This window comes from Chromobacterium aquaticum (assembly GCF_021129195.1).
In the GTDB taxonomy this organism is placed as follows: domain Bacteria; phylum Pseudomonadota; class Gammaproteobacteria; order Burkholderiales; family Chromobacteriaceae; genus Chromobacterium; species Chromobacterium aquaticum.
The window spans coordinates 1-13,900 of the sequence record NZ_JAJOHW010000054.1 but is presented as its reverse complement, the minus strand read 5'-3'; the positions used below and the strand labels follow the sequence as shown (position 1 = coordinate 13,900).

Genomic DNA, 13,900 nt, shown 5'->3' with positions numbered 1-13,900 from the left:
TCTTTAGAGTCTGTTCAATGTCTGCTGCGCGTGGTGGAGCCTTGTACGGCGAGTAGCGTTTCGGAATGCTCGTGTGTGGTATGAGCATTCCCTTGCCTCGGTCATTACCTTGTTTCGAGCCAGCTCGACAGCCTTTGAACAGTCCATATAGTGGTTGCGGGAGAGCGCGCCGCCGTGGGGCGGCGCTTGGTTTTAGCGCGCCGGCACCACGCCCATCCGGTTCTTCAGCGAGATATTGGCGTGGCCGAAGGTGCTGGAGTAATAGGCGGCGTTGGCCATTACCTTTTGCACATAGTCGCGCGTTTCGGTGAAGGGGATGGTTTCGGCGTAGATGGTGCCGTCCAGCGTGCGGTCCGTCTGCCAGGCGCGCGCGCGGCCAGGGCCGGCGTTGTAGGCGGCGGTGGCCATCACCTCATTGCTGGACAGGCTGTCCAGCACATAGCGCAGATACCAGGTGCCCAATTGCACATTGGTTTCGATGTCGTTGACCGCGTACTGGCCCAGGCCGATTTTCTTGGCCACCCATTTGGCGGTGGCCGGCATCAGCTGCATCAGGCCGGAAGCGCCGACGCCGGAGCGCGCCATGGTGATGAAGCGGCTTTCCTGGCGGATCAGGCCGTAGACCCAGGCGTCATCGATGTCTAGTTGCTTGGCGTAACGCTGAGTGACGTCGCGGTAGGGCGTCAGGTAGCGCAGCGAGTAATCGTGTTCTTCTTTGGTCCGTTCGGCGCTGTAGATGGCCATATCGTAGAAGCTGGCGCGGCGGCCCACTTCGGCGGCGGCCAGCAGCTCGATATCGCTGCGGTTGCGCATCGCCCAGCGCCATTCGCGCTGCGCGTCGGCGCGGAATTCGGGTTTGGCATAGCGTTCGGCCAGGTCCAGCAGCGCCAGCGAGCGCTTGATCGCCGGCTCTTCGCTCATTTGCTTGATGTCGTCCTTGGCCGGCCCGCTCTTGTTGGCCGGGGTGGACAGGCTGTTGCCAAGCTCTTCCAGCGATAGCAGCGCGTAATAATTGTGACCGATGCTGGCCTGGCTGAACAGCGGCGTGGCTTCGTTGGGGCGGCCCAGCTGTTGCAGCGAGCGGCCGCGCCAGTAGCGCCAGGCCGGCTTGGCGGCAACGGTGGCGGGCATGGAGCGGATGATCTTGTCCAGCTGGGTCCATTGTTCCAGGCGCAGCGCGGAACGCGCCCACCATTCCCACTGCTCGGCGGTCAGCTGATCGGCATCGGCCTTGTCAAACCATTGCAGCGCCTGCGCCGACTGTTGCTTGCGCGCGGACAGCAGCGCCAGTTGGCCCCAGGCGAAGCCGGCGCGTTCCTTGCTCAGGGCTGGTTCGTGTTCCAGCAGCTTGCTAAGGCCGTTGTTGATATTGGCCTTGCCCTTGATCACGATGTCGTAAACCGCGGCTTCCTGGCCGCCGGGGGTGGCCAGATTGGCGTTGGCCGGCTTGCTGAGCGCGGCGTTGTCCAGCGGCAGGCCGGTGCCGGCTGCCAGTTGCCGCGCCTGGGTCAGGTAGTTGCCGGCCAGGAGCAGGCGCGCGCGCTGCCACAGCCAATCGCGTTTCAGCACGCCGCGGCGCGCGGCGTCTTCTATCAGACGGTTGCAGCCTTCCGGCGCCGGGCGGCTTTCCAGGAAGCGATCCAGATCGGTGGGCGCCTTGCCCTGGTTCAGCTCGAACAATTGGCCGTAACAGGTGGATTCGTCGTCACGCCCTTCCGGCGGCAGCTTCTTCCATTCCGCGGCGAAGCGGCTCCAGTTTTCGCGCGCCGCCAGTTTTTTCAGCCATTCATTGCGCAGCCGTTCCGGCATCAGGCCTTCGTTGACCCGATTCAGAAAGGTTTGGGCCGGGCCGTCGTCGTCGCCGTCCAGAGATTTGAGCGCCAGCCAGTAAGCCGGATAGTCCTTCAGCGGGTAGTTGGACGGCATGCCGCCCGCCAGGCTGGCCAGCTGTCCCAGCTTATTGCCGCGGAAGGCGTCGCGCGCGGCGATCAGCTCGTCGTCGGCGCCAGCGAAGGCGGGCAGGGCTGCGGTCAGCGCCAGGCTGAGGGCGAGCATGCGGCTTGGGGCGGTGAATGTCATAGGGTTCATGATCCGGTTTCGTTTTTTTATCCGGCGCGTGGCGCCGTCGTCGTCGTGGTCGGGCCCGCGGACGGACCCTTTGTTGTTTTCGTCCTATTTGCGCCAGAACGATGGCGTAAACAGGATCAGCAGGGTAAATACTTCCAGCCGGCCCAAGAGCATGGCCAGGCTGCAAATCCATATTTGGAGGTCGCTCAGCGACGCATAGTTCGATGCCGGGCCGACCACGCCTAGCCCGGGGCCGGCGTTGTTGATCGAAGCGATCACCGCGGTGAAGGCGCTGAGAAAATCCAGGCCGCTGGCGATCAGCGCAAAGCTTAATATCACTATGCACATGCAGTAGACAAATATGAAGCCCATTACCGACAGCATGACGCTTTCCGGCACGAGCTTGCCGCCGATCTTCACCGGCCGAACCGCCGCCGGGTGCAGCAGCCGCGTCATCTCGTTGACGCTCTGCTTGCTCAACATCAGGGTGCGCACCATCTTGATGCCGCCGCCGGTGGAGCCGGAGCAGGCGGTGATGCTGGACAGGAACAGCATCCACAAGGGCACGAAGATGGGCCAGCGCGCGTAATCCACGCTGGCGAAGCCGCTGTCGGTGGCGATGGAGATCAGGTTGAAGCTGACGTGACGAAGCGCGGTGGGGAAGTCGTAGACATGGTGCGCCCATAAATACACGCTCATCGCCAGGATGCTGCCCAGCAGCAGCCACAGCATGGCCTTGGCTTCCGGGTCGCGCAGATAGGCGCGCAGCGAGCGCTGGCGCAGTGCCAGAAAGTGGGTGGCGAAGTTCATCGCGCCTATGATCATGCCGAAGCTCAGGATCAGTTCCACCGGCAGCGAGTCGAAAGCACCGACGCTGTTGTCCCGGGTGGAGAAGCCGCCCAGCGACAGCGCGGCGAAGGCGTGGCACACCGCGTCCAGCCAGCTCAGGCCGGCGGCTTTCAGCGCCAGCGCCACCGCCAGCGTCCAGCCGCTGTAGACCAGCCACAGGTTCTTGGCGGTTTCGGTGATGCGCGGCGCCAGCTTGCTGTCCTTCATCGGCCCCGGCGTTTCCGCCTTGTACAGCTGCATGCCGCCGATGCCGAGGATGGGCAGTATCGCCACCGCCAATACGATGATGCCCATGCCGCCCATCCAGTTGAGGAAGTGGCGCCAGAAATTGAGCGAGGCCGGCAAGGTGTCCAGGCCGCTGATCACGGTGGAGCCGGTGGTGGTGAGGCCGGACATCGCTTCGAAAAAGGCGTGGCTGAACGGCATGTCCGGCCGCGCCAGCATGAAGGGGAAGGAGGCGGTGATGGCGAAGCCCACCCACAGCGTGGTGACCAGAATGAAACCGTCGCGCGGCTTCAGTTCGCGCTGGTAGCGGCGGGTGGCCGACCACAGCGCAAGGCCGATGGCCAGGCCGGCCACGGCGGCGGTGACGAAGGTGTCCAGCGCGCCGTCGCGGTACAGGATGGACACCAGAGCCGGTGCGAGGAAGGTGCAGGAGAACAGCATGATCAGCTTGGACAGCACATAGAGGATGGCGAGTATCTTGCGCATGTCTCAGTCCCGCGGCTGGTAGAACTCAAGCGGCAAGCCGTCCGGGTCCGCGCAGAAGAAAAAGCGCGCGCCGGTGAATTCGTCCACGCGGAGGTCTTCCACCGCCACGCCCTCGGCCAGCAGGCTTTGACGGCAGGCGGCCACGTCGGCGCAGGCGAAGGCCAGGTGGCGCAGGCCGCAGGCTTCCGGCCGCGTGGGGCGCGGCGGCGGCGCTGGAAAGCTGAACAGCTCCAGCTGGCCGCCGCCCGGCACCGCCAGGTCCAGCTTCCAGGATTGGCGTTCGGCGCGCCAGTGCTCGGCCAGTATCGGCAGACCCAGGATGCGGTGGTAGAAGTCGCGCGAGCGCTGATAGTCGGCGGCGATGATCGCCACATGGTGCAGGCCGGTCAGATGCATGGTCACAGAAAGCCCAGTTTGACCTGAATGAGTTTTTCCACCTGGCGCACCACCCGGCGGCGCGACAGGAAGATGATCAGATGATCGCCGTTTTCCACCACCAGATCGTGATGCGCCATCAGCACCTGTTCGCCGCGGATGGCGGCGACGATGTGGCTGCCGTGCGGCATGTCGATCTGTTCGATGCGGCGGCCGGTCAGCCGCGATTGCTGCGCGTCGCCATGAATCACCACCTCCATCGCTTCGGACGCGCCGCGACGCAGCGGGTGCACCGCCTCCACGTCGCCCTGGCGGATATGCGCCAGGATGGAGCCTATGGTGGACAGATGCGGTGAAATCACGATGTCGATGCGATGGCCTTCCAGCAGATCCACATAGCTGGTGCGGTTGACCAGGGCCACCACCCGCCGCGCGCCCATGCGCTTGGCCAGCAGCGTGGACATGATGTTGTCCTCGTCGTCGTTGGTCAGCGCGCAGAACACGTCCATCTCGTCCACGTTCTCGGCGTCCAGCAGCTCTTCGTCGGTGGCCTCGCCGCGCAGCACCAGCGCGTGCTCCAGCCGTTCCGCCAGCCATTGCGCGCGCTCCGGCCGCGCTTCTATCACCTTGACGCTGAAATCGTTCTCCAGCAGCTTGGCCAGCCGATAGCCGATATTGCCGCCGCCGGCGATCATGATGCGCCGCAAGGGCCGCTCGCTAAAGCGCAACTCCTTGAGCATGGCCTGCACATGCTCGCGCGCGGCGACAAAGAACACCTCGTCGCCTTCCTCCAGCACGGTGTCTCCGTCCGGCACCAGCAGTTTGTCCTGGCGATGGATGGCGCAGACGCGGCAGTCCGCGTCCGGCATGTGCTCGCGGATGCGGCGCAGCGGCAGGCCCAGCAGTTTGCCGCCGGAGTGGGCGCGGGAAACCACCAGTTGCAGCTTGCCGTCGGCGAAGTCCAGCACCTGTAGCGCGCCGGGATAGGCGAATAGCTGATAGATGTGATCGGTGACGATCTGTTCCGGGCAAATGGCGGACTCGATGCCGAAGTGGGCAAGCGGATCGCCGTGCTCGGATGCCAGATAATCACTGGAACGGATGCGGGCGATGCGGGTGGGGATGTTGAAACAGGCCTCGGCCATTTTGCAGGCCACCAGATTGGTTTCGTCGTCGCGGGTCAGCGCCAGCACCATATCGCTGTCCGCCGCGCCGGCATCGGCCAGCACCTGCGGGTGGGCGGCGTTGCCGGCCACGGTGCGGATATCCAGGCGGTCCTGCAATTGCTTGAGCCGCGCCGAATCCTGATCCACCACCGTGATGTCGTTATTTTCCGAAAGCAGGTTCTCCGCCACATTGGCGCCCACCTGTCCGCCGCCGAGAATCAGAATCTTCACCGTCTAGCCTGGCCGTTTGAGTCGTTTATGCAATTTTAACGGTTACTGCGACCACTTGCTTGACGATTAAAAAAGCAAATCACTCAGCTTGGCACAATCAATTAGACGAATTTGCGCATGGCTATCACAATGCACCCATCGATTTAGCAAACCTGTTACCGAATCAACACGAGGAATCTAGCCATGTTGCAAAACCGTGAAGGCCAACGCGTACCGAATGTCACTTTCCGTGTCCGCGACAATAACGACTGGAAAGACGTCAGCACCACCGAACTGTTCGACGGCAAGACCGTGGCGGTGTTCTCGCTGCCGGGCGCATTCACCCCCACGTGCTCGTCCACCCACCTGCCGCGCTTCAATGAATTGGCGCCGGCTTTCTTCGCCAACGGCGTGGACGCCATCCTGTGCGTATCGGTCAACGACACCTTCGTGATGAACGAATGGGCCAAGGATCAGGAAGCGCAGAACCTGGTGATGATTCCGGACGGCAACGGCGATTTCACCGAAGGCATGGGCATGCTGGTGGACAAGCAGGACCTGGGCTTCGGCAAGCGCAGCTGGCGCTATTCCATGCTGGTGAAGGACGGCGTGGTGGACAAGATGTTCATCGAGCCGCAAGAGCCGGGCGATCCGTTCAAAGTGTCCGACGCCGACACCCTGCTGGACTACGTCAACCCCAGCGCCAAGAAGCCGGACCAAGTGGTGGTGTTCTCCAAGACGGGTTGCCCGCACTGCGCGCGCGCCAAGGCGGTGCTGAGCGAAAACGGCTACGACTTCGTCGAAGTGCCGCTGGACAACAAGGTGCGCGGCAAGGTGCTGGGCGCCGTGGCCGGCAAGATGACCGCGCCGCAGGTGTTCATCAATGGCCAACTGATCGGCTCCGCCGACGAAGTGGAAAAATACTTCTCCAAGTAAGTCTCAACCGTGTTCGTCCCCGATGGCTCGGGCCCTGATGCCATCGGAGTTGTTGCGGGCCGGGTGCTCCATCCGGCCCTTTTTTTTACCGGGATACGAGACGGCATGCGCGGCGTGCCGTGCCGTATCCCGATACTGAAAGGAATGAAATGCATACCTTGAACATCGATGTCGCCGTGATTGGCGCCGGCACCGCCGGCCTCGCCGCCTACCGCGCCGCCAAGGCTCGCGGCGCCAGCGCCGTGGTGATTGAAGGCGGCCCTTACGGCACCACTTGCGCCCGTGTCGGCTGCATGCCGTCCAAGCTGCTGATCGCCGCCGCCGAGGCCGCGCACGCGCTGAGCCACAGCGCGCCTTTCGGCGTGCATCTCGATGGCGAAGTGCGTATCGACGGCCGCGAGGTGATGGACCGCGTCAAGCGCGAGCGCGATCGTTTCGTCGGCTTCGTGCTCAAGGGCGTGGAAAGCATTCCGCCGCAAGATCGGCTGCGCGGCTACGCCCGCTTCATCGACAACACCACCTTGCAAGTGGACGAGCACACGCTGGTGCGGGCGCGCCGCGTGGTGATCGCCACCGGCTCCGTGCCGCTGATCCCACCGCCATTTCAGGTGTTTGGCGACAGATTGATCATCAACGACGATGTGTTCAACTGGGACACGCTGCCGGACAGCGTGGCGGTGTTCGGCCCCGGCGTCATCGGCCTGGAGCTGGGCCAGGCGCTATCCCGCCTTGGCGTCAAGGTGCGCGTATTCGGCCGCGGCGGTGGCGTTGGCCCGCTGTCGGACCCCGCTGTGTGCGATTACGCCTGCCAGGCGCTGGGCCGGGAGTTCTACCTTGACCCGGACGCCAAGATTTTGGAAATGGGCCTGGTCGACGGCAAGGCGCAGATCCGCTATGTCAATCTGGACGGCGAAGAAGTCTGCGAGCGTTTCGATTACGTGTTGGCCGCCACTGGCCGCGCGCCCAATGTGCGCGGTCTGGCGCTGGAAAACGCCGGCCTGGAACTGGACGCGGGCGGGGTGCCCAAGTTTGATCCGCGGACGCTGCAATGCGGAGATTCACCGATTTTCATCGCCGGCGACGCCAACAACATCCTGCCGCTGCTGCATGAGGCCGCCGACGAAGGCAAGACCGCCGGCGACAACGCCGCGCTGTATCCGGCGGTGCAAGCCGGCCTGCGCCGCTCCAGCATCGCCGTGGTGTTTTCCGATCCGCAGATGATGATGGTGGGCAGCCGCTTCGCCGATTTGCCGACGGATGGCTTCGTGGTGGGCGAGGTCAGCTTCGAAGACCAGGGCCGCAGCCGGGTGATGGGCGTCAATCAGGGCCTGCTGCATGTATACGCCGAGCGCGGCAGCGGCCGCTTCCTGGGCGCGGAAATGATAGGACCGCGCGCCGAGAACCTGGCCCATCTGCTGGCCTGGAGCCATCAGCAAGGGTTGACGATCGCCCAGATGCTGGAGATGCCGTTCTACCACCCGGTGATAGAAGAAGGACTGCGCACCGCGCTGCGCGATGCTGCCGCCGGGCTGGCGCAAGGGGTTTGAACCGGCATGAGGTATCTGGGCGCTGCGTTATTTTATGCGCAGCCGGGTTGGGCGCCTTTTCAATGACGGCTTGATGGAATAGGGTGATTGAGCAAGGTATTGATTGATGTGGTTTTTTTAGGACTAATCCTATTGAGCTTGTCTTTGCATTGCACGCACTATCATTGCTGTTTTCTGAAAGAAAAATCAGGTGGGCGGCCGTTTTCGACCGGCAGTGACTTGCATGCTTTACAGCGGGAAAGGCAAGCTATGGATGATGTTTTTTATGGTTTAACGGCATATTTATTGGGATTCTTTTCTTGTTACTTTTTGATTAAGCTGGTGATGGCTGATAAGCGGAAGAAGCGGGCGCGCGCATTTTCCATTGCCGCGGCATCCGATGCTGAAAATCAATCCATGTCGCCATCTAGGCTGATTGAACCGTTCTATTACGACTACGTTAGCCAGGCATTGTCGGTGGCGAAGAGGGATATCTTGAATGAGGCTGTTGGAAAGGTGGATGCCATTTGGGCGCGGCAGGCTTTGGAGGGAAAGAATAGCCTACAGCTTAAGGTGTTTGACGGCGCAGAATATTATGCCTTGGAAGGCCATCTTTGTATTCCGCAGAGCCTTCATCAAGAAATCCTGGGTATTTACCGGCAAAAAGGGTTTGCCGTTGAGTATAGGGTTGAAGCCGGGGCCGACTGCGCGGTGATGACTTTCAAGCCGCGAGAGCAAACCCGCACAGCAGAGCGAGCAGGGGTTTGAGCCGCGGCCCGCTGCGCCTGCGGTGGCGGATGAGCGAAGAGAGCATTCGCCATCGCCGAGCGCCAGCCGCAGAGGCGCCGCTGCTGGCAATAGATATTCACCCCCGCAACGCGCGCAGCCAGTCCATTCGCTGGCGCCAGATCACCGGCGCGGCGCTCAGCAGATGCAGGGTGGCCAGGATGTTGAGCGCGGCAGTGGCCAGCAGCAGGATGGCGATGCTGTCGTAAAACTTCAGCGCCAGCGCGCTGCCGATGGCGGCGGCCACCATATAGAAGCCGTTGGCGATATTGTTGGCGGCCACGGCCTGGGAGCGGAAGTCGTCCGGGCTGGCGGTTTGCAGCCAGGTGTACAGCGGCACGGTGAAGAAGCCGCCAAAGAAGCCCAGCAGCGCCACATCTATCATATTGCGCCAGCTACCGGCGCGGGCCAGGAAATCGGCCAGGCCGATCAGCTCTCCGCGGTAGTGCGGCAGCGCCGACAGCGCCAGATCGCCGCCAAACAGCGTCATGCCCACGCTGCCCACCAGCACCATGCCCAGCTGCAGCCTGCCCTGCGACAGCTTGGCGCACACCACCGAACCCAGACCGATGCCGATGGAGAACAGCGCCAGCAGCAGGGTGTAGACGCCGGCGTCTCCACCCAGGTGCAAGCGGGTGAAGGTGGGCAGCTGGGTGGTGTAGACCGCGCCCATCAGCCAGAACCAGGAAATGCCGAGGATGGCGCAGCGCACGTCGCGGATGCGCCAGGCGTCGCGCATCAACAGCACCGAATCCTTGAGAAAGTTGAAGGACAACTTCAGCTCCGGCGCGCCGGGTTGGGCCGGCGGCATCGCGCGGCTGGCGCCGTAGCCGAGCACGGCGGTGGCCAGCAGGGTGGCGGTGATCAGCAAGGGGCCGCCGGTGGTCAGCATGCTGCCGCCGATCTGACCGATCAGGATGGCGAGAAAGGTGCCCATCTCGATCAGGCCGTTGCCGCCCACCAACTCGTTTTCCTTCAGATATTGCGGCAGCACTGAATACTTGAGCGGTCCGAAGAAGGCGGAGTGGGCGCCCATCAGGAATAGCGCGGAAAGCAACAGGCCGGCGGAGTGCAGGAAGAAGCCGGCGCCGGCCAGCAGCATGATGGCGATCTCGGCGAGCTTGATCCAGCGCGCGATGACGGCCTTGTCATAGCGCTCCGACAGTTTGCCGGCGGTGGCGGAAAACAGGAAGAAGGGCAGGATGAACACGCCGGCGGCCAGATTGACCAACTGCTCCGGCGGCAGGCCGGCCAAGCTGAGGCCGTGGAAGCTGATCAGCACCACGATGGCGGTCTTCAGCAGATTGTCGTTGAACGCGCCCAGAAACTGAGTGCCGAACAGCGGGAAGAAGCGCCGGGTGGCGAAGAAGGAGAAGCCTGCTTTCACGTGGGAGCCGATCTGGTCAATGAGCTGGAAACGCATGCTAGCGGATTCATGGCGGGCTGTCAGCCGAACGGCGGCGGGTTTTCCGTATAATGCGCTGCATGTTCCGAGCCATCTGCTATTGCCTGCTGTGCGGCCATGCCGCCATCGCCGCGGCCGGCGAGCTGTCGGCGCGCCTGGAGGCCGCGCTGGCCGAGGCGCGTCCGGCGCAGTCCTTGGCGGTGGCGCGGGTGCAGGCGCTGGACGAGGCCTTGATCGATCCGGCCTCATTGCAGCCGGCTTGGGCCCGTCATGATTTACGCGCCTTGCGGCAGTTGGCCGCTTACGAGCGGGACTGCGCCGGCGATTTGTCCGCGGTGAGCGCTCCGTGGCGCGATTTCGAGCGCGCCCGCTGCGGGCTGCGAGCCTTGCCGGCGGGCTGGTTCCGTCTGTATCCGGTCCATCCGCTGGGTGGCAGCAGCGCCTGGCATTGGCGGCAGCGCCAGCCGCTGCCGGAGCTTGCGCGCTGGCTGCATGTGCGCGAGCGCGGCGACGAACTGGGCCAGTTGGGCGCCTTGTCCGACGATAATCTGGATGCCTTGCTGGCCGGCGAGCGCTGGTTGTGGCAGGACGGCGCGCTGTGGCGTCAGGACGGCACGGCCTGGCGCCGCTACGAGGCGGCCGTCTGGCGGCCGCTGGCGCGAGCGGCCGGGCTGGACGTGGCGGCCGCTTCCGGCGGCGTTTGCGCGGAAAAGCTGGGCGGCTTGTGCCTGAACCCGGCCGCGCAAGCATCGCCATGGCGCGTGGCCTTGCCTGGCGCGGCGCTATTGTTGTTGCTTGGCGGGCTGGCCCTGTGGTGGCAGCGGCGGCGGCTGCAGCGGGAGCGCCGCTTCGCGCTGCAAATGCTGACCCATGAGCTGCGCACGCCCATCGCCGGGCTGGCCGGGGTGGTGGAGGGCTTGCGTCGCGACTTCGACCGCTTGCCGGAATCGGCGCAGGACCGTTTCGGCGATTTGGCCGGCGGTGTCAGCCGCCTGCGCCAATTGGCCGAGGCCAGCCGCCATTATCTGTCCGCCGAGCGCCTGGACCTGCGCCGGCAGCCGCTGCGGCTGTCCACCTGGCTGGCGGATGTCGCCGAGCGCCACCAGGCGGTGTTTTGCCTGAGCGGCGACGCGGTGCTGTCGCTGCCGGGCTATTGGCTGACGGTATGCCTGGACAATCTGCTGGCCAATGCGCGCCGCCATGGCCGCCCACCGCTGCGCTTGTACGCGGAGTGGGACGGCCGACGGCTGCGGCTGGACGTCGTCGATGGCGGCGATCTGGCCGATTACCGCTTGCGCCGGCTGTTGCGGCGCGGTGGCGGCGACCAGGGCATGGGTCTGGGGCTGGCCATCGTTCGACGAGTACTGGCGCGAATGGGCGGCCGGCTGCGGCTGTCCGGCCCGCCCACCACTTTTAGTCTGCAATTGCCGGCCCAACCGGCGCGAGAACATGAACACGCTGCTATTGATTGAAGACGATGCGCTGCTGGGCGCGGGCCTGCGCGACTTCCTCGCCGACGAAGGCTATCGCTGCCTGTGGTTGCGGCAGGCCGACGCAGTGGCGGCACAATGGCATTGCGCCGATCTGGTCATTCTGGACCGCGCCTTGCCGGACGGCGATAGCCTGCGTCATCTGCCTGGCTGGCTGGCCTTGAAGGCCTTGCCGGTCATCGTGCTGACGGCGCGAGTGGAAGTCAGCGACCGGGTGGCTGGCCTGGAAGCCGGCGCCCGCGACTACCTGAGCAAGCCCTTCGCCCATGCCGAGCTGCTGGCGCGCATCCGCGCGCAGTTGCGTCAGCTGGGCGACGGCAGCCTGCGGCTGGGGGCCTTGTGCTTGTTCCCGGCGCGGCGGCAGGCGGACTGGCAAGGCCGCGAGGTAGCCTTGACGCATACCGAGTTCGAGCTGCTGGCCTTGCTGGCGCGCATGGCCGGGCGGGTGATGAGCCGCGAGGAGTTGCTGAACCAAGTGTGGGGTTACGACAGCTTCCCCTCCACCCGTACCGTGGACACTCATATCCTGCAGTTGCGGCAGAAGCTGCCCGGCATCGCCATCGAGACCGTGCGCGGCGTCGGCTACCGGCTGGAGCTGCCCTGATGCGGCGCTTGGGTGTCTGGGCATGGTGGCTGGCGGCGCCGGTCTGGGCCGGCAACCCGCTGGCCGGCGTCAACCACGCCTTGCTGAACGGGGACGACCCGGCCGCCTGGCGGGCGCTGGCCGGCAGTTGGTCCAATTTGAGCAGCCAGGCCCAGCGCGTGGCCTGGCGGCAGGCGCTGGAGAGCCTGAGCCGCGAGCATTGCGGCAAGGATGCGCCGCTGAGCTTACCGGCCTGGCTGCCGGATTTGACGCTGGAACTGGCGCAGCGCGACATGCCACTGGCGCGCAATTACCGGGTGGTGTTGAGCGGTCGCGGCGCCTTGCTGGACGCGCGGCTGCAGGATGGCGCCGGCCGCGACCTGCTGCGCGGTGGCCTGCTGGAGCGGGAGGAGGGTCAGCGTTTCCGCCTGGAGAGCGCGGACTTGAGCCAGCCGCTGGCGGCGGGCGTCTATCGGCTGCAATTGAACGCCGCCGGCCGGCAATGGCAGGCGGAGTTGGCCCTGCCGGAAGTGGCCAATCTGTCCTGGCTGTCGCGCAGCCCGCTGGCGGTGGCCAGCCTGCCGACGGCGCGGCCCGCTTGCGCGCGTCCGTGGCTGGAGCAATCGCTGCTGCGGCGCGACGACTACAGCTTTGTCTGGTGGCGCCGCCGCGAACTCGGGCAGGCGCTGAACTGGCCGCCGCGTCAGGGCGAGCTGTGGCAGAGCGTGGCGCTGGTGCGCGCCGAGGCGCGCGGCCAACTGGTGCTGCGCGTGGTGCATAGGCAATCCGGGCCGCGTTGAATTAAATCCTGACATTGGCCTGACAATCTCGACGGCCATTGCTTTTCTAATACTCCCATCCTGATCCAAGCATGGGAGTTTCCTTATGTCGTTTCCCTTTCATCGCGCCGCCTTGATCGCGGCAATCTTGAGCCTGCCCGCTTCCGCCTGGGCGGCGGTACTGCTGCAAAACGCGCAATGGCGGATTGAACTGGAGCCGGCCACCCTGGCGTTGACGGCGACGCCGGCCGGCCAGGCGGCCTTGCCGTTGTCATCCGGTCTGACGCCGCGCTCGGTGTCCGGTTTGAAGTCCGACGCGCAAGCCGCAAGCTGGCAATGGGAGGACGGCCGGTTTCAATTGAGTGCGAAGCTGGACGGTGCGGACTTGGGCTTGACGATAGCGGCCCGCGAGCCGGCCACGTTGGAATTGCTGCGCCAGCCGGCGGCGGCGATGGGGCGCGGCCTGCTGCTGCCCTTGGCCGAAGGCAGCTATGTGCCGGCCGGCGATCCGCTGTGGCTGGATTTTCTGCCACGCTTCGCCGCTGACGGGCTGAACACCTCGGAGAACCTGAGCCTGCCGCTGTGGGGCATGGACCATGGCGCGACCAGCCTGCACTGGCTATTGCTTAATCCCTTCAATAACACGCTGCGCATCCGCCGCGACGGCGAGGGACTGGCCTTGACGCTGAGCCATCAGTTCAATGCGTTGAACCTGGCGCAGCCGATGCGCTTGTCGCTGCACCTGGCGGACGGCGATGCGCTGGCCGGCGCCAAGCGCTACCGCCAATGGCTGCAGCAACAGGGGCGTTTCGAGAGCCTGGCCGACAAGATGCGCGCGCAGCCGCAAACGGCCAAGCTGATAGGTGCCAGCCACGTCTATCTGTGGGGCAATGATTTGCTGGGCCAGGCGGATGTGCGCGACTGGGCCTTGTGGCTGGAGCGGCTGCGCGGCGACAGTGCGCTGGCGCGCCGCCTGCGCGCCAGCTTCGACAGCGAGGCCGCCGCGGTGTTGCGGGC

At 64.8% G+C, this 13,900-nt stretch carries 11 protein-coding genes and 1 pseudogene; 7 read left to right on the top strand and 5 right to left on the bottom strand.

What is annotated here, in order from left to right:
• Positions 1–192 precede the first annotated feature (192 nt).
• From LQT98_RS08920 to trkA, 4 genes are all read right to left on the bottom strand, one after another.
• Positions 193–2,088, bottom strand: a complete 1,896-nt coding sequence (locus tag LQT98_RS08920; RefSeq protein ID WP_231461996.1) for a lytic transglycosylase domain-containing protein — start codon at positions 2,086–2,088, stop codon at positions 193–195.
• A gap of 84 nt (positions 2,089–2,172) precedes the next feature.
• A complete protein-coding gene (locus LQT98_RS08915) occupies positions 2,173–3,627 on the bottom strand; it encodes a TrkH family potassium uptake protein (RefSeq protein WP_231461995.1) in 1,455 nt (484 codons plus the stop codon).
• Positions 3,628–3,630: 3 nt separating this feature from the next.
• Entirely contained in the window at positions 3,631–4,023 is a 393-nt protein-coding gene (gene gloA2, locus LQT98_RS08910) for an SMU1112c/YaeR family gloxylase I-like metalloprotein (protein WP_231462010.1), read from the bottom strand.
• A 2-nt stretch (positions 4,024–4,025) separates the two neighbouring features.
• On the bottom strand, positions 4,026–5,399 hold the full coding sequence (gene trkA / locus LQT98_RS08905) for a Trk system potassium transporter TrkA (RefSeq protein WP_048411988.1): 1,374 nt from the start codon (positions 5,397–5,399) through the stop codon (positions 4,026–4,028).
• A gap of 183 nt (positions 5,400–5,582) precedes the next feature.
• Here trkA and LQT98_RS08900 point away from each other — a divergent pair, with 183 nt between their 5' ends.
• The 3 genes from LQT98_RS08900 to LQT98_RS08890 all read left to right on the top strand — a co-directional run bounded on the left by LQT98_RS08900 (position 5,583) and on the right by LQT98_RS08890 (position 8,608).
• Positions 5,583–6,314, top strand: a complete 732-nt coding sequence (locus LQT98_RS08900) for a glutathione peroxidase (RefSeq protein WP_231461993.1) — start codon at positions 5,583–5,585, stop codon at positions 6,312–6,314.
• 149 nt (positions 6,315–6,463) lie between these two features.
• A complete protein-coding gene (locus LQT98_RS08895; protein ID WP_231461992.1) occupies positions 6,464–7,861 on the top strand; it encodes a dihydrolipoyl dehydrogenase in 1,398 nt (465 codons plus the stop codon).
• A gap of 87 nt (positions 7,862–7,948) precedes the next feature.
• Positions 7,949–8,608, top strand: a complete 660-nt coding sequence (locus LQT98_RS08890) for a hypothetical protein (RefSeq protein ID WP_231461991.1) — start codon at positions 7,949–7,951, stop codon at positions 8,606–8,608.
• Positions 8,609–8,705: 97 nt separating this feature from the next.
• Here LQT98_RS08890 and LQT98_RS08885 read toward each other — a convergent pair whose 3' ends face one another.
• Positions 8,706–10,049 (bottom strand): MFS transporter, encoded by a 1,344-nt coding sequence (locus tag LQT98_RS08885; RefSeq protein WP_156184006.1) that lies wholly within the window; start codon positions 10,047–10,049, stop codon positions 8,706–8,708.
• Positions 10,050–10,111: 62 nt separating this feature from the next.
• On the opposite strand from LQT98_RS08885, the gene LQT98_RS08880 reads away from it, so the two are divergent.
• The 4 genes and pseudogenes from LQT98_RS08880 to LQT98_RS08865 all read left to right on the top strand — a co-directional run.
• Positions 10,112–11,503, top strand: coding sequence for an ATP-binding protein (locus tag LQT98_RS08880; RefSeq protein WP_231461990.1), 1,392 nt, complete (start codon positions 10,112–10,114; stop codon positions 11,501–11,503).
• Positions 11,481–12,125, top strand: coding sequence for a response regulator transcription factor (locus LQT98_RS08875; RefSeq protein WP_231461989.1), 645 nt, complete (start codon positions 11,481–11,483; stop codon positions 12,123–12,125). The genes LQT98_RS08880 and LQT98_RS08875 overlap by 23 nt, the downstream gene beginning before the upstream one ends.
• Entirely contained in the window at positions 12,125–12,904 is a 780-nt protein-coding gene (locus LQT98_RS08870; RefSeq protein ID WP_231461988.1) for a DUF2861 family protein, read from the top strand. Before LQT98_RS08875 ends, LQT98_RS08870 begins: the two co-directional genes overlap by 1 nt.
• An 85-nt stretch (positions 12,905–12,989) precedes the next feature.
• Positions 12,990–13,900: pseudogene (locus LQT98_RS08865) on the top strand (glycoside hydrolase); the annotation flags it as partial.

What these genes read in the sequence shown, in the direction of transcription:
- LQT98_RS08885 (WP_156184006.1), bottom strand. Translation starts at nt 10,049, where the DNA reads ATGCGTTTCCAGCTCATTGACCAGATCGGCTCCCACGTGAAAGCAGGC.
- LQT98_RS08875 (WP_231461989.1), top strand. Translation starts at nt 11,481, where the DNA reads ATGAACACGCTGCTATTGATTGAAGACGATGCGCTGCTGGGCGCGGGC.
- gloA2 (WP_231462010.1), bottom strand. Translation starts at nt 4,023, where the DNA reads ATGCATCTGACCGGCCTGCACCATGTGGCGATCATCGCCGCCGACTAT.
- LQT98_RS08880 (WP_231461990.1), top strand. Translation starts at nt 10,112, where the DNA reads ATGTTCCGAGCCATCTGCTATTGCCTGCTGTGCGGCCATGCCGCCATC.
- LQT98_RS08900 (WP_231461993.1), top strand. Translation starts at nt 5,583, where the DNA reads ATGTTGCAAAACCGTGAAGGCCAACGCGTACCGAATGTCACTTTCCGT.
- LQT98_RS08870 (WP_231461988.1), top strand. Translation starts at nt 12,125, where the DNA reads ATGCGGCGCTTGGGTGTCTGGGCATGGTGGCTGGCGGCGCCGGTCTGG.
- LQT98_RS08895 (WP_231461992.1), top strand. Translation starts at nt 6,464, where the DNA reads ATGCATACCTTGAACATCGATGTCGCCGTGATTGGCGCCGGCACCGCC.
- LQT98_RS08915 (WP_231461995.1), bottom strand. Translation starts at nt 3,627, where the DNA reads ATGCGCAAGATACTCGCCATCCTCTATGTGCTGTCCAAGCTGATCATG.
- LQT98_RS08920 (WP_231461996.1), bottom strand. Translation starts at nt 2,088, where the DNA reads ATGAACCCTATGACATTCACCGCCCCAAGCCGCATGCTCGCCCTCAGC.